At 36.6% G+C, this 25,312-nt stretch carries 24 protein-coding genes; 13 read left to right on the top strand and 11 right to left on the bottom strand.

Annotation, left to right across the window (positions count from 1 at the left end):
* The first annotated feature begins 146 nt into the window (after positions 1–146).
* A complete protein-coding gene (locus tag BLR30_RS08545; protein ID WP_089857131.1) occupies positions 147–764 on the top strand; it encodes an NAD(P)H-dependent oxidoreductase in 618 nt (205 codons plus the stop codon).
* Between the two features lie 88 nt (positions 765–852).
* Here the strand turns inward: BLR30_RS08545 and BLR30_RS08540 are convergent, their stop codons facing one another.
* Complete coding sequence (locus BLR30_RS08540) at positions 853–1,296, bottom strand: carboxymuconolactone decarboxylase family protein (RefSeq protein ID WP_089857129.1); 444 nt, start codon at positions 1,294–1,296, stop codon at positions 853–855.
* Between the two features lie 66 nt (positions 1,297–1,362).
* Entirely contained in the window at positions 1,363–1,935 is a 573-nt protein-coding gene (locus BLR30_RS08535; RefSeq protein WP_175443631.1) for a Crp/Fnr family transcriptional regulator, read from the bottom strand.
* A gap of 65 nt (positions 1,936–2,000) precedes the next feature.
* Here BLR30_RS08535 and BLR30_RS08530 point away from each other — a divergent pair, with 65 nt between their 5' ends.
* On the top strand, positions 2,001–2,366 hold the full coding sequence (locus BLR30_RS08530) for a DUF1304 domain-containing protein (protein ID WP_089857125.1): 366 nt from the start codon (positions 2,001–2,003) through the stop codon (positions 2,364–2,366).
* Between the two features lie 8 nt (positions 2,367–2,374).
* On the opposite strand, the gene BLR30_RS08525 is transcribed toward BLR30_RS08530, so the two are convergent.
* Both BLR30_RS08525 and BLR30_RS08520 read right to left on the bottom strand, forming a co-directional pair.
* A complete protein-coding gene (locus tag BLR30_RS08525; protein ID WP_089857123.1) occupies positions 2,375–2,842 on the bottom strand; it encodes a thioredoxin family protein in 468 nt (155 codons plus the stop codon).
* Positions 2,839–4,911: a TonB-dependent receptor plug domain-containing protein gene (locus tag BLR30_RS08520; RefSeq protein ID WP_089857121.1), complete on the bottom strand. Its 2,073-nt coding sequence runs from the start codon at positions 4,909–4,911 to the stop codon at positions 2,839–2,841. Before BLR30_RS08520 ends, BLR30_RS08525 begins: the two co-directional genes overlap by 4 nt.
* Before the next feature lie 121 nt (positions 4,912–5,032).
* Between BLR30_RS08520 and BLR30_RS08515 the strand changes: the two genes are divergently transcribed.
* The 6 genes from BLR30_RS08515 (at position 5,033) to BLR30_RS08490 (ending at position 11,719) form a co-directional block, all read left to right on the top strand.
* Positions 5,033–6,220: a homogentisate 1,2-dioxygenase gene (locus BLR30_RS08515; RefSeq protein WP_089857118.1), complete on the top strand. Its 1,188-nt coding sequence runs from the start codon at positions 5,033–5,035 to the stop codon at positions 6,218–6,220.
* 156 nt (positions 6,221–6,376) lie between these two features.
* The gene (locus BLR30_RS08510) at positions 6,377–7,651 is read left to right on the top strand and encodes an acetyl-CoA hydrolase/transferase family protein (RefSeq protein WP_089857115.1); all 1,275 of its coding nucleotides are present in this window, start codon (positions 6,377–6,379) and stop codon (positions 7,649–7,651) included.
* 193 nt (positions 7,652–7,844) lie between these two features.
* Positions 7,845–8,975, top strand: coding sequence for a 4-hydroxyphenylpyruvate dioxygenase (hppD, locus tag BLR30_RS08505; RefSeq protein ID WP_089857112.1), 1,131 nt, complete (start codon positions 7,845–7,847; stop codon positions 8,973–8,975).
* A 69-nt stretch (positions 8,976–9,044) separates the two neighbouring features.
* A complete protein-coding gene (locus tag BLR30_RS08500; protein WP_089857111.1) occupies positions 9,045–9,515 on the top strand; it encodes a hypothetical protein in 471 nt (156 codons plus the stop codon).
* 102 nt (positions 9,516–9,617) lie between these two features.
* Positions 9,618–10,865 carry a fumarylacetoacetase gene (gene fahA, locus BLR30_RS08495; RefSeq protein WP_089857109.1) on the top strand — a complete coding sequence of 416 codons (1,248 nt, stop codon included), beginning with the start codon at positions 9,618–9,620 and terminating at the stop codon, positions 10,863–10,865.
* A gap of 32 nt (positions 10,866–10,897) precedes the next feature.
* Positions 10,898–11,719 carry a flavin reductase family protein gene (locus BLR30_RS08490; protein ID WP_089857106.1) on the top strand — a complete coding sequence of 274 codons (822 nt, stop codon included), beginning with the start codon at positions 10,898–10,900 and terminating at the stop codon, positions 11,717–11,719.
* 48 nt (positions 11,720–11,767) lie between these two features.
* On the opposite strand, the gene BLR30_RS08485 is transcribed toward BLR30_RS08490, so the two are convergent.
* Together BLR30_RS08485 and BLR30_RS08480 are read right to left on the bottom strand one after the other, a co-directional pair.
* The gene (locus BLR30_RS08485) at positions 11,768–11,980 is read right to left on the bottom strand and encodes a hypothetical protein (protein ID WP_089857104.1); all 213 of its coding nucleotides are present in this window, start codon (positions 11,978–11,980) and stop codon (positions 11,768–11,770) included.
* Positions 11,981–12,029: 49 nt separating this feature from the next.
* Positions 12,030–12,875, bottom strand: coding sequence for an alpha/beta hydrolase family protein (locus BLR30_RS08480; protein ID WP_089857102.1), 846 nt, complete (start codon positions 12,873–12,875; stop codon positions 12,030–12,032).
* Positions 12,876–12,966: 91 nt separating this feature from the next.
* Here BLR30_RS08480 and BLR30_RS08475 point away from each other — a divergent pair, with 91 nt between their 5' ends.
* From BLR30_RS08475 to BLR30_RS08465, 3 genes are all read left to right on the top strand, one after another.
* Positions 12,967–13,740 (top strand): HipA family kinase, encoded by a 774-nt coding sequence (locus tag BLR30_RS08475; RefSeq protein ID WP_089857099.1) that lies wholly within the window; start codon positions 12,967–12,969, stop codon positions 13,738–13,740.
* Positions 13,727–14,110 (top strand): DUF3037 domain-containing protein, encoded by a 384-nt coding sequence (locus BLR30_RS08470; RefSeq protein ID WP_089857096.1) that lies wholly within the window; start codon positions 13,727–13,729, stop codon positions 14,108–14,110. Before BLR30_RS08475 ends, BLR30_RS08470 begins: the two co-directional genes overlap by 14 nt.
* A 71-nt stretch (positions 14,111–14,181) precedes the next feature.
* Entirely contained in the window at positions 14,182–15,204 is a 1,023-nt protein-coding gene (locus BLR30_RS08465) for an alpha/beta hydrolase (RefSeq protein WP_089857094.1), read from the top strand.
* A 71-nt stretch (positions 15,205–15,275) separates the two neighbouring features.
* Here the strand turns inward: BLR30_RS08465 and BLR30_RS08460 are convergent, their stop codons facing one another.
* The 5 genes from BLR30_RS08460 to BLR30_RS08440 form a co-directional block, all read right to left on the bottom strand.
* Complete coding sequence (locus tag BLR30_RS08460) at positions 15,276–16,094, bottom strand: alpha/beta hydrolase (protein ID WP_089857092.1); 819 nt, start codon at positions 16,092–16,094, stop codon at positions 15,276–15,278.
* A gap of 621 nt (positions 16,095–16,715) precedes the next feature.
* Positions 16,716–19,049 carry an ATP-dependent helicase gene (locus tag BLR30_RS08455; RefSeq protein WP_089857090.1) on the bottom strand — a complete coding sequence of 778 codons (2,334 nt, stop codon included), beginning with the start codon at positions 19,047–19,049 and terminating at the stop codon, positions 16,716–16,718.
* Positions 19,050–19,137: 88 nt separating this feature from the next.
* Entirely contained in the window at positions 19,138–19,320 is a 183-nt protein-coding gene (locus BLR30_RS08450; RefSeq protein WP_175443630.1) for a hypothetical protein, read from the bottom strand.
* A 55-nt stretch (positions 19,321–19,375) separates the two neighbouring features.
* Complete coding sequence (locus BLR30_RS08445) at positions 19,376–19,744, bottom strand: response regulator transcription factor (RefSeq protein WP_089857088.1); 369 nt, start codon at positions 19,742–19,744, stop codon at positions 19,376–19,378.
* Positions 19,745–19,756: 12 nt separating this feature from the next.
* Complete coding sequence (locus BLR30_RS08440) at positions 19,757–21,613, bottom strand: PAS domain-containing sensor histidine kinase (RefSeq protein WP_089857086.1); 1,857 nt, start codon at positions 21,611–21,613, stop codon at positions 19,757–19,759.
* Positions 21,614–21,788: 175 nt separating this feature from the next.
* Here BLR30_RS08440 and BLR30_RS08435 point away from each other — a divergent pair, with 175 nt between their 5' ends.
* Together BLR30_RS08435 and BLR30_RS08430 are read left to right on the top strand one after the other, a co-directional pair.
* Positions 21,789–23,102, top strand: coding sequence for a M16 family metallopeptidase (locus BLR30_RS08435; RefSeq protein ID WP_089857084.1), 1,314 nt, complete (start codon positions 21,789–21,791; stop codon positions 23,100–23,102).
* Positions 23,103–23,150: 48 nt separating this feature from the next.
* Positions 23,151–25,196 (top strand): M16 family metallopeptidase, encoded by a 2,046-nt coding sequence (locus BLR30_RS08430; protein WP_089857082.1) that lies wholly within the window; start codon positions 23,151–23,153, stop codon positions 25,194–25,196.
* The last annotated feature ends 116 nt before the right edge of the window (positions 25,197–25,312 follow it).

Raw genomic sequence — 25,312 nt, 5'->3', positions numbered from 1 at the left:
ATTCACCAAAATTCACAATTCAAACATTAAAAAAATGACTATCAACTATTTACATTTTATATTATTTAAATAATACTTAGGTATGATTTTTATTATTTTTCTTATACATGATAAGCTAATATCTTTGTTCCAGAAAAATTTAAACAATGAAAAAAGTATTAATTATCAACGGCGGACAAAACTTCGGACATTCCGGAGGAAAATATAATAAGACTGTAGCAGAAAATACACTGAAAGTATTAAAAAATTTCAATAACGTAGAAGTAAGAATCACAAATGTAGATGAAGGCTATGATAAAGATGAAGAAGTAGCAAAATTTGTATGGGCAGATTATATTATTTATCACACTCCGATCTGGTGGTTTCAGTTGCCGAACGGCTTAAAAAAATATATTGATGAAGTTTTCACAGCTGGCCATGCCAAAGGAATCTACATGAGTGATGGCAGAACCTCCGAAAATCCGGAAATTAACTATGGAACCGGCGGCATGCTGGGAGGAAGAAAATATATGGTCACGACAAGCTGGAATGCTCCTGAGACTGCATTTACACTTCCGGGAGAATTTTTCAATGAAACAAGTGTTGACGACGGACCATTATTCGGGTTTCACAGGATGAATGCGTTTGTTTCGCTCGAAAAAATGGAAGGTTTCCATTTCCATGATGTAGAAAAAAATGCGGACATACAGCGAGATATGAAGTTATACAGAGAACATCTAAGTGAAGTATTTCAAAAAGAATTACAGCCTCAATTAGCGGTTTGAGAATTGACGGAGTTATCAAAGCAAAAGATAAATTCAAAGCGCTTCTCACCAAAGAGAGGCGCTTTTTTGAATAATTTAAATTGAAAGTCTATTTCGCTACCGGCATATGAGTCGAAATAGCGATTCTGTTCCACATATTAATAACAACAGCAGCCATGATGATATCTGCAAGCTGGCTTTCATTAAAAAATGATTTTGCTTTTTGGTATGTTTCTTCTGAAAGTCCTTTCTGACTGATTAATGTAACCTCTTCTGTAATTTGTAAAATGATCTGCTCTTCTTCAGTAAACAATTCTTTTGCATCTCTCCATGCATTCAGAAGAAAAATCCTTTGAGGTGTTTCACCATACTTTAATGCATCTTTTGTGTGCATATTCAGGCAAAACGCACAGCTGTTAATTTGTGAAGCCCTGATTTTAATTAATTCCTTTTGAATCGGCGTTAAAAAACTGTTTTTAAGGGATTCTTCCATTCCTATTCCTGCTTTGTAAGCAGCCGGGTGAACTGTTGTCCAATCGAATCTTGCGCTCATACTATTTTATTTTAAAATTTCTGAGACAAAGTTCAATCTTATCAACGGTAAAAATCTTAAACTGGTTTAAGAACGTAATTTTGCCCTGATTTCACTTAAATATTCCGGCGTAAAACCTAAAAATGAAGCAATCAGATATTGTGGAATTCTCTGGATAAACCACGGATAGAGTGTACTGAACTTTATATAAGATTCTTCTCTAGAAAGCTCATAAAGATACCGGATTCGTCTTTCTGAAGCTGCACAAGCACGTTGATACACCATTCTGAAGTACTTTTCCATTTTCGGATGCTGCTTCAACAATTCTTCCTGAGCCTGAAGATCAATTTTCAAAATCATTGATTTTTCTACCGCCTGAATACAGAAATCAGATTTGAGCTGTCTTTCAAAAGCAAAAGTATCGGTGATCCACCAGTTTTCAATAGCGAATTCGGTGGTTTGTTCAATGCCTTTTTCATTAATGAAGAATTTTCTCAGACATCCTTTCACAACAAAAAAGAGTGATCTGCAAACTTCTCCTTCAAGCATCAGATTCTGCTTTTTCTTCACTTCCAACACCTGGAAAAAAGATTGAACAGAAGCAAATTCTTCTTCATTAATACTGATAAATTTATCTAAATGTGTTCTGAAAGTTTCCATGATGAAAATTATGTAACCAAACTTAACTTTATTTTTTTAGTTTTACAAAGACAAAACAAAGTATCATGGAAATTGTAGCCAAAATTTTAATTGCAGTCGTAGCCATCGAACATCTTTATATTCTCTGGATGGAAATGTTTGCCTGGGAAACAAAAGGAAAAGAAGTTTTCAAAGCAGCTCTACCTGCCGAAATGTTTAAACCTACAAAAGGACTGGCAGCAAACCAGGGACTTTATAATGGATTTTTGTCTGCCGGACTGATTTGGTCTTTTCTCATTGAAGACCCGAAATGGCAAGCCAATATCGCATTGTTTTTCTTAGGATGTGTTGCCGTAGCCGGAATTTACGGAGCCATTTCAGCAACGAAAAAGATATTTTTCGTACAGGCATTGCCTGCGATTTTAGGAATTATTGCGGTACTTTTAACATAAAGTTATACTTAATAATTTAAAATTTCATTGAGTTTTTGCTTCATCTCTTCGGGAGTGAAAATTCCTTCGTGGTAAACAATTAAATTCTGATTCTTATCTAAAACAATCCATAACGGATAAACCGGCTGGTTTTTATTCTTTGATAAAGCTAAAGCCAGTTCATGAATTCCTGAATTTCCGTTGGATGAATAGAGAAATCCTTTTCCCTGGAAAATTATTTTTTCTTTTGTTTTTTCTGCTTCAAAACTGATGAAGTGAAAATTTTCATTGATTAATTTTACCAGATCTTTATCTTTATTTAGTTCAAAAGATTCAATTTTACAAACCGAACACCAGCTTGTATAGATATGAATAATAATTGGTTTTGCATTTTTTTTCTGCTGAATTTCCAAATCTGCGAAAGTAACCGGCTTGATCTGTGAAAAACAAAAAAACGGACACAACATTATAAATAGAAATATCGTTAACTTTTTCATTTCAAAGTGTATTTTAAGCCCAGAAATCCTCTTATCTTTTGCATCGGAGCATATCCGTACGTTGTATCGAAAGTATAGTGATAAGGATTGCCTACAGGATCATTAACATATTTATCAAACGGATCAAACGGGCGCATCAAGGGGGTTTTCGGAGTGAAATTAAAAATATTCTTCACTCCGCAATACACTTCAAATCCGGATTTAAAGCTTTTAGAAACCTGAATATTGGCCAATGTATAAAACGGTGAATGTTCGGGACGGTAATCATCCGGTAAAACCGGCAGTCGCATAGGCCCATAAAACTGGCCAGTAAAGTCAATCGTCAAATTACTTGCAAATCTATAGGTTATGTTATAAGTTCCACTCCATTTCGGGGCGTGAAGCTGTTGCGATTTTTGCCTATCATCATCAAACTTCTGATAAACATCAAGATACGTAACTCCCAGTCCTACATTTAAAGGAAAGCTGAAATTGTAATCGACATTTAAAGATAAACCTCTCGAAATTCCATATCCTTGAAGGTTATCATAAATAATTTTTTCTGGGTCAGAATCAAAATCGCCGACTATTTTATTGCTGAAATACGTATAAAAAGCGGAAATATCAAGGTTGATCAGATTTTTTCCCGCGGGAATTTTCCAGATATAATTCAGATTTCCGTTGATTGATTTTTCCGGTTTTAAATCGGATTGAATAACCACCTCTCGAGAACCTGTAAGAGCAGCATGATCTTCTGTAAAAAGATTAACTACCCGAAAGCCTGTTCCAAAATTAAATCGCAGTGTATGATAAGGATTTGGTGAAAACTTCCAGGCAAAACGGGGAGAATGTACAGAATGGTGAATTTTATCATAATCCATTCTATAGCCTGCAAGTAAAGTATTTCTCTCATTAATTTCCCACTGATCCTGAACAAAGATTCCGAAAATAGGAGATTTCATCGGAGCATTCGATATGCCATCGGCGGATAAAGTTCCGGGCGTGTTATCATCATAAAAAGTTCTCTTGAACGTAAAACCGGCAGTAAGATCATGATTTCCAAATTTTTTATCCCAATACGTTTGGGTAAAAATCACTTTCTGAGTCGCAGTAAAAGGATTATCTCCATAAAATGAATTCTGGTCATGAAAATTATACGAAAACTGTGTGATAATATTTTCTTTCAAAGGCCATTGATAAACACCGAAAGCTTCTACCCTGTTTGTATAAATGCTTTCGCCATACACTTCATTACTTCCTCTGTACGATTTGTTCCATTGCATTTCTCCTCCGAAACGGTCTTCATACAGATATCTGAGTGCAAAACTCGCCTGCCGGTTTTCTTTTCGCCTGAAATTCCATTTATTAAAGACCGAAATTCTGTTCTGCAGAGCTGCATCCGTAAAATTGTCATTATTTTCATCGAATTTCTTTTCAAAGCTGAAATAATTCAGGCTTAATAAAGAAGCTACATTTTTTCCCAAATTAAATTTGGTTGATAAATCGAGATTGTTTTCACTCCAGGTTGTTGTCATGAGATCAATACTTAATTTCGGGGCAGTCAGCGCATTTTTGGTGATAATATTGATAACTCCACCCATTGCTTCAGAACCATAAATAGAAGAAGCAGGACCTTTCACCACTTCTATTCTGTCTACCAGACTATTTGGAATTCCACTCAGCCCATACACCGTAGAAAGTGAACTGACGATAGGCATACCGTCAATTAAAATCATCGTGTAAGGTCCTTCAAGACCATTAATATGAATATCTCCTGTATTACAAACCGAACAATTCAGCTGTGGCTTTACTCCGTTGACCATAGATATGGCTTCAAAAATATTCGGTGTCGGATTTTTCCGGAAAAATTTCTGACTGTATATTTCTACAGCCACAGGACTTTTTGATCTGCTTACAGGCTTTAAAGTTCCTGTCATAACTACATCATCAATGTCTTTTGTCTTAATCGCCTTTTTACTTTTAATTGCAATTGAATCTATATTTTGGGAATCATTCATATTTAAACTGTCAGTCTTCTGAGAAAAACAAAACCCAGAAAAAAAGACAATAAAAAATAGTATTCGTTTCATGAAATTAAATTTGTTAGACAAAGCTAACAATTAATTTTTAATAACAAAACTTTTATAAAATATTGTTTAAATTGAATTCATGAAAAATTATTACATTTGAGAAACTTCATATAAAAGTAAAATGAGATATCATCAGTCGGGAAATATTCCCCAAAAAAGACATACGATCTTTAAATCTCCGGAAGATAAATTTTACTATGAACAACTTTTCGGAACGGAAGGTTTTCATGGAATTTCTTCATTATTATACCATATTCACCGTCCGACACAAATTAAATCAATTGGTGAAGCCAAAGATGTAAGTCCGAAAATTGCCGTTGATAAAAATGTAACGCCAAGAATGTTTAAGGGAATGAATGTAACTCCCGAAGATGACTTTCTGGACAGCAGAAAATTCCTTATGGTCAATAACGACCTGAAAATGGGACTTTCGAAGCCTAGGAAATCAATGGATTATTTCTATAAGAATGCTGAGTGCGACGAGCTTTTATTTGTTCATCACGGCAGCGGAACACTTAAAACTTTTGTAGGAAATCTTGAATTTGAGGTAGGCGATTATCTTATTATTCCAAGAGGAACCATTTATCAGGTTGATTTACAATCGGACGATACCGTTTTGTTTGTACTGGAAAGCCACTCCCCGATTTACACTCCTAAAAGATACAGAAATGAGTTTGGTCAGCTGCTGGAACATTCTCCGTTCTGCGAAAGAGATATTTTTGCTCCGACTTTCGTTGAGCCAAAAGATGAAAAAGGAGAATTTTTAATTAAAGTAAAAAAAGAAAACCAGATTACGGATTTCATTTATGCAACGCATCCTTTCGATGTTGTTGGCTGGGACGGATATTTTTACCCTTATAAATTCAACATCAAAAACTTTGAACCAATTACGGGAAGAATTCACCAACCGCCACCGGTTCACCAGAATTTTGAAGGACACAATTTTGTGGTTTGTTCGTTCTGCGCAAGAATGTACGACTATCATCCGATGGCCATCCCTGCACCGTATAACCACTCGAATATTGATTCGGATGAAGTATTATTCTATACCGAAGGAGATTTTATGAGTCGTAATCATATTGATTTAATGGACTTTACCCTTCACCCAGGAGGAATTGTTCATGGCCCGCATCCCGGAGCAATGGAAAGAAGCATTGGGAAAAAATTCACCGAAGAATATGCGGTAATGGTTGATCCTTTCCGACCGTTAAAAATAACGGAAGAAGCACTGAAAGTTGAAGATCCTTCTTATAAAACTTCATGGCTTGAAGATCAGGACAGGACATTGAAAGACCGCTCACAAGAATAATAATTATTTAATTTAAAACATAAATTGAACCGGATTTTAGCATTCGGTTTTTTTTATAATTTTCATCAACATGATAAAAATCGTTTGATATTTGGTCTTAATAAAAACAATATAAAGTATCTTTAAGTCAGAGAAAAAATATATAAAAATTTCAGTATGTATAATTATATCAGTGCAGAAGAAGCAATTTATACCATCAAAAGCGGAAATCGCGTATTTTTCCATGGAAGCGCATGTACTCCCAATTACCTGATCGATGAGCTTGCAAGACAGTCTCACCGCCTGGAAAATATTGAAATGGTTTCCATTACACAGCAGGGAAATGTTGAAATTGCAAAACCTCAGTATAAAGATAAATTTTTCGTCAATTCATTATTTGTTTCTTCACCTGTAAGAGATGCCGTAAATTCTGACAGAGGAGATTTCGTTCCTGTATTTTTAAGTGAAATCCCTATTCTTTTCAGAAAAAATATTCTTCCTTTGGATGTTGCTTTAATCACAGTTTCTCCACCCGACAAACATGGTTTCTGTACTTTGGGAACTTCCGTAGATGTTGCCAGAGCAGCGGTAGACACTGCTAAAATTATTGTTGCCATCGTCAATCCTTTAATGCCGAGAACACATGGAGACGGAATGATTCATATCAGCAAAATCAACAAGCTGGTTTGGCATGAAGAAGAACTTCCGACTGTTGATTACGGATCAAAAGTAGGTCCTGAAGAAATGGAAGTCGGAAAAAATGTAGCAGAACTTATTGAAGACAGATCCACTTTACAGATGGGTATCGGAACCATTCCTGATGCGGTTTTAAAATGTCTGGGAAATCATAAAGATTTAGGTGTACACACAGAAATGCTAAGTGACGGCGTTGTTGATTTAATTCAAAATGACATCATCAATAATAAATATAAAGGATACAACGACAATAAAACGATTACAAGCTTCTGTTTCGGAACGAGAAAACTCTACGACTATGTGGATGACAATACGGTATTTTCCTTCGATGATGTAAGCACAGTAAACTTCCCGATCAATATCATGCGCAATAAAAAAATGGTTGCCATCAATTCAGCCATCGAAATCGATCTCACCGGACAGGTTTGTGCAGATTCTATCGGAACCATGCAGTACAGCGGAATCGGCGGACAGATGGATTTTATGAGAGGTGCCGCATTGAGTGAAGACGGAAAACCCATCATTGCCATCACTTCAAGAACAAAAAAGGGAGTTTCCAGAATTGTACCTTATTTAAAGCCGGGAGCAGGGGTCGTAACAACAAGAGGCCACATCCACTGGGTTGTTACCGAATATGGAACCGCTTATTTGTATGGTAAAAATTTAAAACAAAGAGCACAAGAGCTTATCAGCATTGCGCATCCGGATGACAGAGAAATGTTAGAAAGAGCAGCTTACGAAAGATTTAAACATTAAATCATAAGAGCAGCTATATAATTTACGTTTAATGATTAAACATTAAATAAAATAGCTTTTTGTCTTAAAGTGAATAATTTTCATTTATAAATTTTTTATTAAAACTTTAACTAACAAGTGTTTGTTTTTCATTTTAAAGGTTTCGCAGAATTTTGTAATTTGCAAACAATAATATAAAAGTAAAAATAGAAATATGTCAACACTTACATTTGCCGAAAAAATTGCTCAAGCAGAGAATTTCCTGCCGATTAACGGTACAGATTACATTGAGTTTTATGTAGGAAATGCAAAACAGGCTGCCCATTATTACAAAACCGCATTCGGTTTTCAGTCTGTAGCGTATGCCGGTCCTGAAACAGGAGTGAGAGATCGTGCTTCATACGTTCTTCAGCAGGGAAAAATCAGATTGGTACTTACGACAGGATTAAAATCTGATTCACCTATCAATGAACACGTAAAGAAACACGGTGACGGCGTGAAAATTTTGGCACTTTGGGTGGATGACGCTTATAAAGCTTTTGAAGAAACAACTAAAAGAGGAGGTAAACCTTATCTGGAACCGGTAACTTTAACCGATGAAAATGGTGAAGTAAGAATGTCAGGAATTTATACCTACGGAGAGACGATTCATATGTTTATTGAAAGAAAAAACTATACAGGTCCTTTCATGCCGGGCTACGAAAAGTGGGAAAGTGCATATAATCCGGACGAAACAGGACTACTGTATGTTGACCACTGTGTAGGTAATGTAGACTGGAACAGAATGATCCCGACTGTAGAATGGTACGAAAAAGTAATGGGATTTGTAAACATTCTTTCTTTCGACGACAAGCAGATCAACACAGAATATTCTGCCTTGATGTCTAAAGTAATGTCAAATGGAAACGGGTATGCAAAATTCCCGATCAATGAGCCTGCTGAAGGTAAAAAGAAATCTCAGGTAGAAGAATATCTTGATTTCTATGAGGGCGAAGGAGTACAGCATATTGCCGTAGCAACAAAGGATATCATCCATACGGTGACTGAGCTGAAAAGACGTGGCGTTGAATTCCTTTCCGCTCCACCAGAGGCTTATTACGATATGGTTCCTGAAAGAGTTGGACATATTGATGAAGATATTAAAAAACTTCAGGACTTAGGCATCCTTATTGATCATGATGAAGAAGGCTATTTGCTGCAGATCTTTACAAAACCTGTTGAAGACCGCCCTACTCTTTTCTTTGAAATCATTGAAAGACACGGTGCGCAAAGCTTTGGAGCAGGAAATTTCAAAGCTTTGTTTGAAGCTTTGGAAAGAGAGCAGGAAAGAAGAGGAAATCTTTAATTTTAACAACAATATTGAGTTTTGTCAGGATCAAAAGTCTTGACAAAACTTTTTTTTAAACACATCATTATGAAGAAAACATTTTTAGGAATTCTATTTGTCGGAGCGCTTTACACCGCAAAAGCTCAATACGGAACAATGGACCAGATTCTCACCAGGCTCGAAGAGCGTTCGGGAGTCAACCAAAATCTGGAATCTGTAAATATTGACAATAAAAAATTTGTTTTCATCAAAGATGAAGCAGACCACACAGAACGTGATTTTATCGTTATCAAAGGAAATAAAGCTACTTATGTAGAAGTATTTGATGATAAAAAAACAGGAGAAAGCAACTCAAATGTATTTTCAGGTGATATTATCCGAAAAAAGAATATTATTTCTTTAAGAGCCGATATGCTTGAGAATAAAAAAGTTCCGATTCCGCTTACCAAAACCTTACTTTTAACAAAACAGGATAATATTTTGTACCTGATTGATGTCAACACAAAAGCCAGATGGATTGATGAAGAAGCTTTCTCTAAGGCGAAAAACAAAAAGTAAATACTTCTAAACACTAAAATTAAAAATACAATCCACAAATTTCACTATTATTTATTTAGTGAAACTTGTGTTTAAATCTAACAAATTAAACGCTAACAAATTATGAAATCATTTGTAGAATATTCATCAGATTCTGACTTTTCAATATATAACATTCCTTTTGGAGTCGCAGTTTTCAATAAAGAATATATTGGATGCTGTACAAGAATAGGAGACCAGATTATTGATCTTGCGACGCTTTACGACTTCGGATATTTCGAGGAAATCGAAGGGCTGATAGACAATGTATTTGAAGCTTATACTTTAAATGAATTTATCGAACTGGGAAAACCTGTAACGAATGCTGTCAGATTGAAAATTCAGGAATTGCTGCAGGAAGATTCTATTCTTTCCAAAGATGAAAAGACTATTGAAGAGGCTTTTTATGATCTTGATAAAGTAAAAATGATGATGCCGGTACACATCCCGAATTATACAGATTTTTACAGCAGCATCGAACACGCTACCAATGTGGGAAAAATGTTCAGAGATCCGGACAATGCCTTATTACCAAACTGGAAACATCTTCCTGTCGGATATCATGGAAGAGCATCTTCAATTGTTGTTTCAGGAACGGAAATCAACCGTCCGAAAGGTCAGATGAAGCCTGGAGATGTTGAAAAGCCAGTATTCGGACCATGCAAGCAATTGGATTTTGAGCTCGAAATGGCATTCATCATCAACAAAAACACGGAAATGGGTGAGAGTATTTCTACCAAAGAAGCCGAAGACGCTATTTTCGGAATGGTTATTTTCAATGACTGGTCAGCAAGAGACATTCAATCTTGGGAATATGTACCTTTAGGGCCATTCTTAGCAAAAAACTTCGGATCATCGGTGTCACCATGGGTAGTTACTCTCGAAGCATTAGAACCTTTCAGAACATCTTCTCCTACACAAGATCCTGAGGTATTGGATTATTTAAAATTTGAAGGTGATAAAAATTATGACATTAATCTTGAAGTTTATATTCAGCCTGAAAACGGTGATCAAAACCTTATTTCAGAAAGCAATTATAAGCATATGTACTGGAATATGACCCAACAACTCGCGCATCACACCGTAAACGGATGCAACGTGGAAGTTGGGGATATGTATGCGAGTGGAACCATCTCAGGAAGCGATCCTAAATCTTTCGGTTCTATGCTTGAACTTACCTGGAGAGGTCAGAACCCAATCACTTTAAGCAACGGTGAAGAGAGAAAATTCATCAATGACAACGACACCGTGACAATGAAAGCCTGGGCTAAAAAGGACGGAATACGCGTTGGTTTCGGTGAAGTTTCCGGTAAAATTATTCCTGCCAAATAATCTAACAACAAAAGGTACTGTGTTAATAAAAAATGAAAACACTCATTCCATCCGAAATAACTCCCGTACAGCTGCAAACAGTAATGCAGACTGCCATCTCACCGAGACCGATTGCACTGGCATCAACAGTTGATAAAAATGGCAACAGCAATTTATCGCCTTTCAGCTTTTTCAATATGTTTAGTACGGTGCCTCCGATCTTAATCTTTTCACCATCGAGAAGAGTACGCGACAATACGACAAAACATACCTTGGAAAACATTCTGGAGGTCCCTGAAGTTGTGATAGGAACTGTAAATTTCCCAATTGTTCAACAGATTTCATTAGCGTCTACCGAATATGGTGACGGTGTGAATGAATTTATCAAATCGGGGCTTACCATGAAAGATGCAGATCTTATTCAGCCTAAATTGATTGAAGAATGTCCGGTAAATTTTGAATGCAAAGTTTTAGAAGTAAAACCATTAGGTGACCAGGGCGGTGCAGGAAATCTTGTAATTTGTGAAGTGCAGAAAATTCATATCAGGGAAGAATACCTGAACGATGAAGGAAATCTGGATCAGACAAAGCTCGATATGGTCGCGCGTCTGGGCAGCAACTGGTATTCAAGAAATAATGAAAATAATCTTTTTGAAGTCCCAAAACCGCTGGTAACAAAAGGAATCGGATTTGATCTTCTTCCTGATGAAATTAAATTGAGTAAAATATTTACCGGAAATGATCTGGGAATGCTTGCCAATATTGAAGTTTTGCCAGAAGGTGATTTTCATGCAGACGAAAATATTCATCAAAGTGCCCAAAGACTACTTTTGGAAAGCAAAATTGAAGAAGCCTGGAAGATTTTAATAAGATAAAAGTAAAAGGAGCGAAAAAATTTCGCTCCTTAATTATATGATTAAAGTTTAGTAACAACATTGCCAACGTCCGTTAGCATCTTTGCTTTCCGTACCAAAATTAGGCGATGTACATGGAGGTACAATACATCTGCCAGATCCGTCACTCAGATAATTTCTGTGACATCCAGTTGCACATACTAAAATTAAATCTCCTCCAAGAATTTGTTTTTGAGACTCTCTGCTTAATTTCTGAGCATTTTTTAAATTTGAATTTTTCATAATAATTGATTTTAGTGATTTATATTTATCACTAAATTATGAAAAAAAATTATAAGTACATTTTTTCTTTAATAAACATGATACATTTTTCTGTTACTTCTCTAAGATATAATGGCAATTCGTTTTTTTCCCAAGGCTCTCTTGCTCCAAAAGTATGATCAGCATTTTCTATTAAGTACAGTTCAGAATTCGGATGCAAAATATGAAGATGTTCTGCGTTTTTCACGTTTACACTTTCATCGCTTGTTCCGTGAATGATTAAAAAATGGACTTTAGCCATTTCCGTCGCTCTTTCCACATCAAACCGGTGAATATCTTTTTCATAATCTTCATAAAACTGAAAATAATGGGGCATTTCCTGTTTTGTGCGCCCATTCAATACGTAATAAACACCCTCTTTTTTCCACTGCTCAAAAGCTTCATTCTTTGGAAAACGATCCAGCGTATCAACACTTGCAAGCGTAATCAATCCATGTATTCTTTCATCTTCATAGGTTTTAATTATAGAAATTCCACCTCCTCTGCTATGACCGATTAAAATAATTCTTCGGCTATCAACATTATGGTTTTGAACAAAATAATCGATCACAACTCCAAGATCTGAGAGTTCTTTTGAATAATTATTGTTTCCGAATGCTTCCAGATCAGCAAAATTATGAGGATCTTCCACCGTTGTTCCGTTGTGCGAAAAATTAAATTTAACAAAGAAAAAACCAGCGCTTGCAAACTTTTCAGCCATTAAATTCCATGCGCCCCAGTCTTTATATCCTTTATAACCGTGAACAAAAATAACAAGCGGCAGTTTCTCCCTTTCTTCAGGATAAAATGCATCTGCCAGAAAATCTTTGGTTTCAGGATTTGAAATGATAATATTTTGTTTTCTCGTGGTATTCATATTTACTTTTATTTTAAAAAATCAAATTGATTTTCACTTAAAAATATCAAAAATAGAAATAAACACAAAGTAAAAATCTTATTTTTGCTTCATGTTGGATTTAAGAACGGTAACCGTCGTGCGTTACATTTTGCCGCTTCGTGAGGGAGGTTCTCTTCCTGCTTTGGCAGAAGCTGATGATGATTTTAAATATGTTTTAAAATTCCGTGGCGCTGGTCATGGAGTTAAAATGCTGATCTCAGAACTTTTAGGTGGAAAAATAACAGAAGTGTTGGGAATAAAAATTCCTGAACTGGTTTTCGTAAATCTTGATGTCGATTTCGGAAGAACCGAAGCCGATGAAGAAATCCAGGATCTCCTGAAATTTTCAGAAGGACTGAATCTTGGACTTCATTATCTATCCGAATCCATTGCTTATGACCCGAGCATAAAGATTGATCCGCTTCTGGCTTCAAAGATCGTATGGCTGGATGGATTTATTACCAATATCGACCGTACTTTTAAGAACACCAATCTTCTGATGTGGCATAAAGAACTGTGGGTAATTGACAATGGCGCTTCCTTCTACTTCCATCATTCATGGCAAAATTTTGACACTGCTGCAAAAACCCCGTTCAAATATGTAAAAGACCATGTTCTCCTTCCACAGGCTACAAGGCTGGATGAAGCCGACCGGTTTGCAAAAGAGGTTTTAAATGAAAATATATTCCGGGAAATTGTTAATCTTATCCCTGAAGAATGGCTTCACTGGAATGATGTCGATGAAAGTCCTGAAGAAATTCGCGACATTTATTTTAATTTCCTGAAAACAAGACTGGAAAATTCTGAAATCTTTTTAAACGAAGCTAAAAATGCAAGAGGATAAAATTTACGAATACGCTGTGATACGATTGGTTCCGAAGGTTGAAAGAGAAGAGTTTTTCAACATCGGGCTGGTAATGTTTTCAAAGAGAGAGAAATTTATCAAAGTCGCATTTTATTTATGTCCTGATAAATTTAAACTGATGAGAAGCAAGCTTGATTACGATGATATTATCCAGAATCTTGAAAGCTTTCAGAAAATTGCCAATGGCGATAAAGACGGTGGACCCATTGCTCAGCTTGAAATTCCCGAGCGTTTCCGTTGGCTCACCGCAGTTAGAAGCTCTGTCGTACAGACTTCCAGACCTCATCCCGGCAAATCGAAAGATCTCGACAAAACTTTCGAAAAGCTTTTTGGAGAACTTATTCTTTAACAAAAGTAAATTGAGGGGTTTGGTAGACTTTTTGAGGGGTTTGCAAATTAAACTCAGCAAAAATTTATTCTATGAAATTTTCTACGAACAATAAATTAATGGACAGGTTTATGACAAACCTGTTTTTTGTTTTCTTTTTAAGCATTTATCACTTCGGGTATTCACAAGAGCTACCGGAGATGAAGCTTCCTGCCAGCACGCTGCTTCCGGAAAGAACGGCTTTTTCTGAAAACATTATTTACAAAACAAATTCCGCGGGCAACCCGGTTGCTTTGGATATTTATAAACCTAAAAATTCAGTTTCCGGAAAGCTGCCGGTTGTTGTTTATGTACATGGCGGAGCTTGGGCAAAAGGAGATAAAACAGTGAGAGCTAATAATTATATTGAAAGTTTCATTTTGAAATTAGTTGAAAAAAACTTTGCGGTCATCAGTATTGATTATACCTTAGTAAGCGATAAAATTCATTTTCCTTTACCGATTGAAGATACGAAAGATGCGGTAAGATGGATACGTAAAAATGCAGAAAAATATAATTTTGACCCTGATAATATCGGGTATTTCGGAGTCTCTTCGGGAGCGCATCTCTCATTACTTGCGGCCTATACAAATGATAACGAATATACAGGGAGTCCTGAACTTTCAACATATTCGGCTAAGGTAAATTATGTGGTGGATAATTTTGGTCCAACTGATCTTAATAAACTCCTGCACACCAGATTAGGAAAAGTTCCGGTATCTATTGTCGGATTATTCTTTAAGCCTATTGTAGAGATCCGGGAAAAGCTGGTTTACGGAATTTCGGGTTATAGCATTAAAACAGAAAAAAGGAAAGCGATTGATTATCTTGAAACCGTTTCTCCCATCAATGATGTGGAAAATGGAGTTCCCACGTTCATCTTACATGGAAACAAAGATAAAGTCGCCCCTTTAAAACATTCTAAAAAACTATTGAAAAAGCTTAAAAAGAAAAATATAGAAGCAACATTAGTTGTCGTAAAAGATGGTGTACATGGTTTTGGGACAACCGATAAAGCCTACCTGGATCAACTTACGGATGAAATGGTAAATTTTATCATCTCAAAAAAGAAATAATATATTTAAATGTAAAGCCGATTCTGTAATATAAAATCGGCTTTTTTATGGTAAATAATTACAGTTAAAATCTATTTTTTCAATTTCTCAACTCTCTTTATTTCATTGAGCAATAAGGGAAAAGCAGGTTGAGCCATTCCACCATGATCGAAACCCTGAAGCTCGTACAACATTGTATTTTTATGACCTTTCAGCTTCATCATTCTGGCCATGTAGGCATTTTCTTCATACCTTCCCAGCAGTTCTTTTTCGCGATCGCCCGTAATTAATAATAATGGTGGAGCATCTGCCCTGATGAAATGGAGTGGTGCATATTCATCAATTCTGGCATCCAGTTCATCAATCCCTTTTTCTTTTCTTGTGGTAAAATGAGAGATCATTTGTCCACTGAAAGGAATAATACCAGCCAATTGATTGGCATCAATTCCATATTTATTAAGATACATTTTGTTTAAACCAACCATAATCGCAAGATAGCCTCCCGCGGAGTGACCTGAAATAAAAATCTTATTTTCATCTCCGCCGTATTTTTTGATATTGTTGAAAACCCATGCAGTAGCCGCTGCAGCATCTTCAATATATTTCGGAGCGTTTACTTTTGGAGAAAGTCTGTAATTAACTCCGATCACGGCAACTCCCTTGTTTTTTAAAGCTTCAGGAATTTCTTTTTGTCCACCTGTTAAACCTCCGCCATGAAACCAGATTACCGTCGGGAAATTCTTCACATTTTTCGGAACATATACATCCAGAACACATCTTTCATTGATATAAACATCAGATTTATTTGTCTTTTCATCGTAATAATGAATATTTTGAATGGTATTGTACTCCTGAGAAAATAACGGTAACGAGAATAATGTGATGATTAAAAATACGAGAATCCTTTTCATTGTAAAACTTTTATGGCTAAGATACGAAATCTATATTTTCCCACAGATCACACGGATTTGCAAAGATCAGCATATAAAAAAATCTGCTAGATCTAGTTAAATCGGCGAGAGTAAAAAGAAATCCCGCTGATGCCGCTGATGCCGCTGATAAGAATGCATATAAATTCGATCAATTAGTAAGGTATAAAGAAAATGACCACAGAGTACACGGATTTCACAGATCAGAATATAAAAAATCTGCTCAATCTCTAAAATCTGCGAGCGTAAAACAACTCCCGCTGATAACGCTGATAAGAATGCATATAAATTCGATCAATTAGTAAGGTATAAAGAAAATGACCACAGAGTACACGGATTTCACAGATCAGAATACAAAAAATCTGCTCAATCTCCAAAATCTGCGAGCGTAAAACAATTCCCGCTGATGCCGCTGATAAGAATGCATATAAATTCGATCGATTAGTAAGGTGTAAAGAAAATGACCATAGAGTACATCGATTTCACAGATCAGAATACAAAAAATCTGCTCAATCTCCACAATCTGTGAGTGTAAAAAGAACTCTCGCAGACTGTGCTGATGACGCAGATCAGATGCAAATCTGAAGGCTACCTGTAAGAACCTTAAATCTTCGTCAGTTTAGCATATTTCAAAATCAAATTTTTCTCGCCTTCATACATGAAAACTACCTTTGCTTTTATATTCTGTGGATCAGTTCCATCCAGAAATGTCACTTCACCAACTCCGAAACGGTCGTGTCTTACTTTATCGCCCACTTCAATATCCTGAGAAGAAGCGCCGCTCGGATTAATAATTTTTGCTGTACTTACAGGTTTTAGCTTTCTCGGTTCGGCAACAGGTTTGGAATCTCCGCTTCTTTCGATGGTTTTCTTTTCAACCTTTTTGAAGCTTCTCATTTCAGAAGGGTGTTCGTCGAAAATATTTGATTTTAATCCTGCATTATTGATAAAACGTTTCTCGATCGCCGGATTTACAAATTCAATATATTCATCATCAATTTCACTTAAGAATCTTGAAGGTTCCGCATCGGTAATTTTCCCCCACTGGAAACGTGAAATCGCATAGGAGAAAAATGCCTGTTTTTCGGCTCTTGTTAAGGCTACATAGAACAAACGTCTTTCTTCTTCAAGATCCTCTCTCGTGGCAGAACTCATAAAGCTAGGGAAGAGATTTTCTTCTAACCCAACCAGATGTACCACCGGAAATTCAAGACCTTTTGAGAGGTGAATGGTCATTAACGAAACCATATCTTCTTCATTATTTTTATCCTGCGTATCTGCCGAAAGCGCGATATTTTCAAGGAAATTCGGCAAACTCGGATCTCCGTCTTCCAGCTGCATCTGCTCTTCAATAAATCCCTGCATGGAATTCATTAATTCCTGAACGTTCTCTACACGGGAAATACCTTCCGGAGTCTGATCGTCTTTTAAAAATTTAATCAAACCACTTCGTTTGGCAACTTCCATGGCTACATTGTAAGCGGTTTCTGTTTTCAGTAATACCTGAAATGCTTTTATCATCGACCAGAAGTCGTTCAGTTTATTTAAAACGCCATTATTAAATCCTAAATGAGGCGAATACATCGGAAGGTTATCCAGCACTTTTGAAACCGAAACATTCTGAGCATCGGCAAATACGACCAGCTTATTCTGAGTCGTTTCCCCGATTCCCCTTGTAGGATAATTGATAATCCGCATTAATGCTTCCGAATCGTTTTCGTTAACTAAAAGTCTTAAATAAGCAATCAGGTCTTTTACTTCTTTCCTTTGATAGAAAGACAAACCTCCGTACACTTTATACGGAATATTTTTTCTTCTCAAAGCATCTTCAAAGGCACGAGTCTGCGAGTTGGTACGGTACAGAATTGCAAAATCACTGTACTTTCTCTGCTCACGGTTTCGGGTTTCCCAGATATTTCCGGCAACGAAATTGGCTTCATCGGCATCGGAAAGCGAACGGTAGACTTTAATCTTCTCCCCTTCTTCATTCTCACTGAAAACGTTCTTCTTAAACTGCTGAAGGTTTTTTGCGATCACCACATTAGCCGCATTCACGATATTCTGCGTAGAACGGTAGTTTTGTTCCAGCGAAACCGTTACGGCATCCGGATAATCTTTTTTAAAATTTAAAATATTATAGATATTGGCACCACGGAAAGAGTAAATGGACTGTGCATCATCCCCTACCACGCAAATATTTTCAAATTTTGAGGCTAAGGCTTTAACAATAAGATACTGTGAATGATTGGTATCCTGATACTCATCCACAAGAATATATCTGAATCTGTCCTGATACTTAGCCAACACCTCAGGGAATCTTGTCAATAATTCGTTGGTTTTCAGCAGCAAATCATCGAAATCCATAGATCCGTTTTTGAAACACTGCTCGACGTATCGTTGGTAAATCTGCCCGATGAACTTCATATTGGCCTTCTCATCAGCTTCCATGAGTTCAGGATTGGCGTAATAAGCCTTTACCGTAATCAGATTATTTTTATAGGTGGAAATTCTTGCCTGAACTTTTTTAGGTTTATAAAGATCGGCATCGATATTCATGTCTTTGAGTACTTTTTTAATAACATTCAAAGCATCCTGCTGATCGTAGATTGTAAAATTGGAAGGATATCCCAGGTAATGTGCTTCACTTCTCAGAATTCTTGCAAAAACCGAGTGGAAAGTTCCCATCCAAAGACTTCTTGCATTGCTCTGCCCCACGACTTTGGCGATACGTTCCTTCATTTCTTTCGCAGCCTTGTTGGTAAAGGTTAAGGCTAAAATATTAAAAGGATCCACCCCATTTGTAATGAGATGTGCGATACGCATGGTAAGCACACGTGTCTTCCCGGAACCCGCACCTGCGAGAACCATTAGTGGTCCCTGTAATGTGGTAACGGCTTCAAATTGTGATTCATTCAGTCCTTTCAGATAATCCTCCATGCTGCAAAAAATTTTTGGGAACACAAAATTAGTGTATTATATGGAGAATTCAAACTTTGGTTTTGCGTTGTTTGGCTTAAAACATTTTTTAGCTTTCCAGAAAGCTTCTCGCAACCTTGCAATGAGTTTTCTGGTAAACCAGAAAAGTCGCCGCACCCTTGCAACAGGTTTTCGGGAGTTCCCGAAAGTTTGTTGCAACCTCGTAACAAGTTTTCGGGAAAGCATGAAAGGTTGCTGCAACCTGCAGGAAGCTTTCGGGAAAAATTTTCAATGTTCCTTGTTTAAACAAAAAAAACCGACAGAAAACTGCCGGTTTGTATGTAATATTATTTCAAATAATGTCTTATCCTGTCGACCATGTCCCCCAAATCAAATGGTTTGGCAATAAATTCATTGGCTCCTGCATCGAGTGCTGATTGTTCCAGTCCGCGGCTTGCCGACATAATGAGTACAGGAATATCCTGAAAGTTCTCGTGTGCTTTGATGAGCTTGCAAAAATCTCTTCCGTCTTCGCCGGACAGCCACATATCCATCAAAATAACATCCGGTTTCTTATCAGGATCAAGGGCGTTATACATTTCGGAACCTTTATAGAATTTAGAAACTTCAAATCCTTCAAAATCCAACATCATTTCAATAGAGTCAACAATCGCGGGACTGTCATCCACTACTATAATTTTTGCAGCATTAGACATGGTATAATTTTATTAATTTTTAATCTTTGGGATTCTGAAGCAAAAATCAGACCCTTCTCCTTCTACGGACGAAACAAAAATTTCACCTCCTGTTCTTTTAATAATTTCGGATGAGATATACAGCCCCAGACCCAGCCCCGGAAAAGTATAGTCTCGGGACGCACTGATGCGGTAATACTGATCAAAAACCTTTGCATGCTGGTCTTCCGGAATTCCAATTCCGAAATCCCTTACATTAAACTGGGCATCATTACCATTCAGACCAGTAGAAATATGAACTTCATCTGCTTCCGGTGAATATTTGATAGCATTGCTGATAAGGTTGGTCATCACCTGTGAGATTCTGTGACGGTCTGCAAAAACTTCACCTATTTTATTGGTCCGGCTTACAAAAAGTTTATGTCTTGAGGTCATCTGTTGCTCTTCTACCACTTCGTCTACCAGTTTATCAAAATCAAAATATGACTCGTTAAGCTGAATCTGACCTTTCTGTATTTTGGTAACATCCAGCAGCTCATTGATAAGACCTGTAAGTAAATCGATCTGGTAATCCATCCTCCCTGCTACATTTGCATTTTTAGGATCTCCTGCCTTTTCAAGATTAGTTTTTATGTATTGTGTGTATAATTTCAGGCTGGTAAGCGGTGTTTTCAGTTCGTGGCTGGCAATACCCAGAAAATTATCTTTCTGAGTTTCGAGCTGTTTGAATTCATCGATATCGGTAAATGTACCTGTCCATTGTTTTATATCTCCGTTTTCAGAAAAATTGGGAACCGCTCTTCCGAGAAACCAACGATATGTTCCTTTATTTTCCGGATCTTCAAACTCGAATTCCATTACAAAAGGAGTCTTTGTTTTTACACAATTTTTCCATACTTCATCAGCTATTTCGGCTGTTGCCGGTTTCATCATCTGTTTTACCAACTTTGTCTGATTGTCATTTGCAGTTGAACCCGTGTATTTGTACCAGCTTTCATTCATGTAGGTAATCTCTCCCTCATTATCACAGGTCCATACAAACTGAGGCATCGAATCTGCGAGATCCCGGAATTTTTCTTCCCGTTCCTGTATTTCTTTTTTAGCCAGTACGAGATCGGTAACATCTGCAGCCATGTTCAGAATAGCATATACTTCTCCGTTTTGGTTTTTCAGGGGTTTATAAGAAAAGTTATAATAAAATGTCTGAAGTTTTCCATCTACTACGAGATCTACTTTATCTTCTTTTGCAGAATAGGTTTTACCGGTTTTAAAAATGTCTTTCAAAATTGCTATAAAAGGCTGTCCTTCGAGTTCCGGAAGCGCATCATCTAACTTCATACCAATAACAGCAGCGTTTTTACCCCAGGTTTTCAACATCTTTTCATTGGCAAGTTCTATATAAAGATCTTCTGTCTGGTATATTGCAATTGAATAATCGGAATTTTTAATGAGATCTTCGAAACGGTATTCACTGTCTTTCCATCTTCTTTCCGATACGATCTGATCGGTAACTTCTGTAGCAACAATGCTGATTCCTATGATTTTTTTGTCATCATTATAAACAGGAGCATAAATAAAATTAAAGAAATGCTCTTCATATTTACCATATTTTTCAAGAAATACAGATCTTTTATTACCTTTAAAAATTTCACCGCCGTGGTAAACGCTTTTAAAAATATCTAAAAAACCTTGAGAAATTATTTCGGGAAGAACTTCAAACAGCGGTTTTCCTATAATGGAAATATCTCTTCCCCACAACTCAAGCATCTGCGGATTGGCATTGTGAATACAAAAATCATCGCCAATAAGCAGAGCCATAGCCACGGGAGCCTGGCTAAACAGGGTAAGAAGAGAATCATGAGATATATTTTGCTCTAAAAAGCTTTTCATATTAATTTGTTATTTTTTGTAAAAATACTTCATATTCTGAACAGAATAAAATTAAACAATACCACAGAGAAGGTATTTTTAATAAATATACAACTTTCAGTTCCAAAAAAATTATGTTGACAGATTGTAACAATTACATTAAATTTGACACTAATTGACAAAACAATTTCTATTTATGAAAAAGCGACTTCTTTCGGTTGCTGCAGCGGCTTTCTTCGGAATGGCTCTGAATGCACAACAAATTAAATTTGAAGAGTATGACTTACCAAACGGTCTTCACGTAATTCTTCATCAGGACAATTCTGCACCGGTAGTAACAACCGGGGTGATGTATCACGTAGGAGCAAAGGATGAAGTAAGAGGCAGAACCGGCTTCGCCCACTTCTTTGAACACCTTTTATTTGAAGGAACACCGAATATTAAAAGAGGTGACTGGTTCAAGATAGTTTCTTCAAACGGAGGACAAAACAACGCTAATACTACAAATGACAGAACGTATTATTACGAAACGTTCCCTTCTAATAACGAACAACTGGGTCTTTGGATGGAAGCTGAGAGAATGCGTCACGCCGTAATCAACCAGATCGGTGTAGATACTCAGAGAGAAGTTGTGAAGGAAGAGAAAAGATTAAGAATGGACAACCAGCCTTATGGAAACCTTTTCACTACCATTCAAAAAAATCTGTTCACCAATCACCCGTACAACTGGCCAACAATCGGTTCTATGGAAGATCTGAACTCTGCAAAACTGGAAGAATTCCAGGCTTTCTATAAAAAATATTACGTTCCGAATAACGCTACTTTAGTGGTTGCAGGAGATATCAAACCTGAAGAGACTAAGAAATGGATTCAGGAATATTATGGAGGAATTCCAAAAGGAACTGTTTACCCTAAAAACTTCCCGAAAGATGCTCCTATCACTCAGGAGAAAGAGGTAACAGCGACAGATCCTAACATTCAGCTTCCTGCTTATGTTTTCGCTTACAGAACTCCGGGTAATAAAGAGAAAGACGCTTATATTTTAGATATGCTTTCGTCTTACCTGAGCAGCGGAAAATCTTCTGTTTTATATAAAAAATTGGTAGATCAAGATAAAAAAGCATTGCAGGTAGCGGCTTTCAACCAAGGTCTTGAAGATTACGGAATTTTCGCATTCTTCGCTATCCCGATGGGGCAAACTACAAAAGCAACGCTACAGGCTGACATCGATGCTGAAATCAAAAAGCTTCAGACTACATTAATCTCTGAAGAAGATTATCAGAAGCTTCAAAATCAGTTTGAGAATCAGTTTGTAAACGCTAACTCAAGTATTCAGGGGATTGCTGCATCGCTGGCAACCAATCATGTACTGATGGGCAATACAAACTTAATCAATAAAGAAATCGACATTTACAGATCTATTACAAGACAGGATCTTCAGAATGCTGCTAAAAAGTATCTTAATTCAAACCAAAGAATAATCATCAATTACGTACCTGAAAAAAAGTAAGCCCTTAATAAGGTAATAACAGTGATTATTAAAATTAAATTTTTACAAATGAAAAAGCAATTAACATATATAGCTGTAGCATTTTTCTTCACAGGAATGATTTCAGCACAAAAAATTGATCTAAATGCAATGCCGAAACCGGGACCTACTCCGGCCATCAACATTGCAAAGCCAAAAACTTTCCAACTGAAGAATGGCCTTACAGTAATGGTTGTAGAAAACAACAAATTACCAAGAGTAAATGCCAGCCTTACAATGGACAGACCTCCTTACTACGAAGGAAGCGTGGTGGGAGTAAGTGAAATCATGGCAGAGCAGTTCGAAAACGGAACAATGAATATGAGCAAAGATGATTTCAACAAAAAAGTTGATTATCTTGGTGCTAATCTTAATTTCTCTTCAAACGGAGCTGCAGCAAACTCACTTTCTAAATACTTTCCTCAGGTTTTAAACTTAATGGCTGATGCTATTATCAATCCTAAATTTTCTGCTAAGGAAATTGAAGATTCCAAGGAAAGAGCAATCGAAGGTTTAAAGTCTGAAGAAAAAAATGCATCCGCAATTGCATCAAGAGTTTCTAACGCTTTGATGTACGGTAAAAATACTTCGAGAGGAGAATTTGAAACGGTAGAATCAATCAGCAAAATCCAATTAGCTGATGTTCAAAATACCTATAAAAAATATTATGCTCCGGACAATGCTTATCTGGTAATTGTAGGAGACGTAAAATTCGACAAGGTAAAACCTATGATCGAAAAGGCATTCGGCGGATGGAAAAAAGCCAACACACCAATTACCCCTATAGAACCGGCATCCAATGTTGCTACTACAGAAATTGATGTTGTTGATGTACCTTCAGCAGTACAATCTGTTGTTTCCGTAAACAACCTGAATACTTTGAAAATGAAGGATCCGAACTATTTCGCCGCTACTATTGCCAACTACATTCTTGGAGGTGGTGGTGAAGCGAGACTTTTCATGAATCTTCGTGAGAAAAACGGATTTACTTATGGAGCTTATTCCAGCATGAGCGCAAGCAAGTATTCTCCGCAATTCTCTGCCAGTGCAAGTGTAAGAAATGAAGTGACAGACAAAGCTGTAAAAGAATTCATGAATGAACTTAACGGAATCTCTACTGTTAAACCTGAAGAACTTGAAAACGCTAAAGCAAAACTGAAAGGTTCTTTCATCATGTCTCTTGAGCAGCCTGCAACAATTGCAAGATTTGCCTTGAACCAAAAAGTTCAGGATCTTCCGGATGATTTCTATACCAATTATCTTAAATCGATTGATAAGGTGACATCTGCTGATGTTTCCAGTGCGGTAAATTCTACGATTTATCCTAATAAAAGCAGAATTTTTATTGCCGGAAAAGCATCCGACATCTCTGAAGGTTTGGAAAAATTAGGTTACCCTGTAAAATACTATGATAAGGATGCAAATCCGGTAGCAAAACCAACAACTCAAAAGATAGATGCTAATGTAACGGTAGCCTCAATAGCAGACAAATATATTGATGCTATCGGAGGAAAAGCCAATCTTGCAAAAATTTCTTCTTACTCGATGGATGCTTCTATGTCTATGCAGGGGCAAAATATTGATTTTAAAATCGTAAAAGCTCAGGGTGGAAAAGAACTTACTACCGTTACCGCTATGGGACAGGTAGTTCAGAAGCAGGTATTCGACGGAAAAACAGGATACTCTGAACAAATGGGACAAAAAGTTCCTATGAAGCCTGAGCAGATTGCTGAAAAACAAAAAAATAAAGAACTTTTTGAAGAGTTAAGTTTTGCAAAATCTCCCGATTACAAACTTGCAGGAATTGAAAAAGTTGGTGGTGAAGATTCTTACGTTATAAAAGGTGGTGATACAACATATTATTACAGTGTAAAAACAGGATTAAAAACAGGAGAAACTAAAACTGTAAAAGCACAGGGACAGGAAATGACTGTTCCTACTACATTCTCAGATTATAAAGATGTGGCCGGCGTGAAAATGCCATACACCATCTCTATAAACCAAATGGGAATGGATATGACGATGAAAGTAAAATCTTACCAGGTAAATCAGGCTAAAGATTCTGATTTTAAATAAGAGATTTCTATTTAATAAAGAAAACGGTAACAAATGTTGCCGTTTTTTATTTTTATCAAATATTTGATTTAATCTTTCTTTGCCGTTCAGTAAAAAAAGATTAAATTTGCCCATTC

Origin of the sequence: Chryseobacterium taeanense, from assembly GCF_900099685.1 — a bacterium.
Lineage (GTDB): Bacteria > Bacteroidota > Bacteroidia > Flavobacteriales > Weeksellaceae > Chryseobacterium > Chryseobacterium taeanense.
Note: the sequence above shows the minus strand (reverse complement) of the source record. Positions and strands in the feature narration are given on the sequence as shown.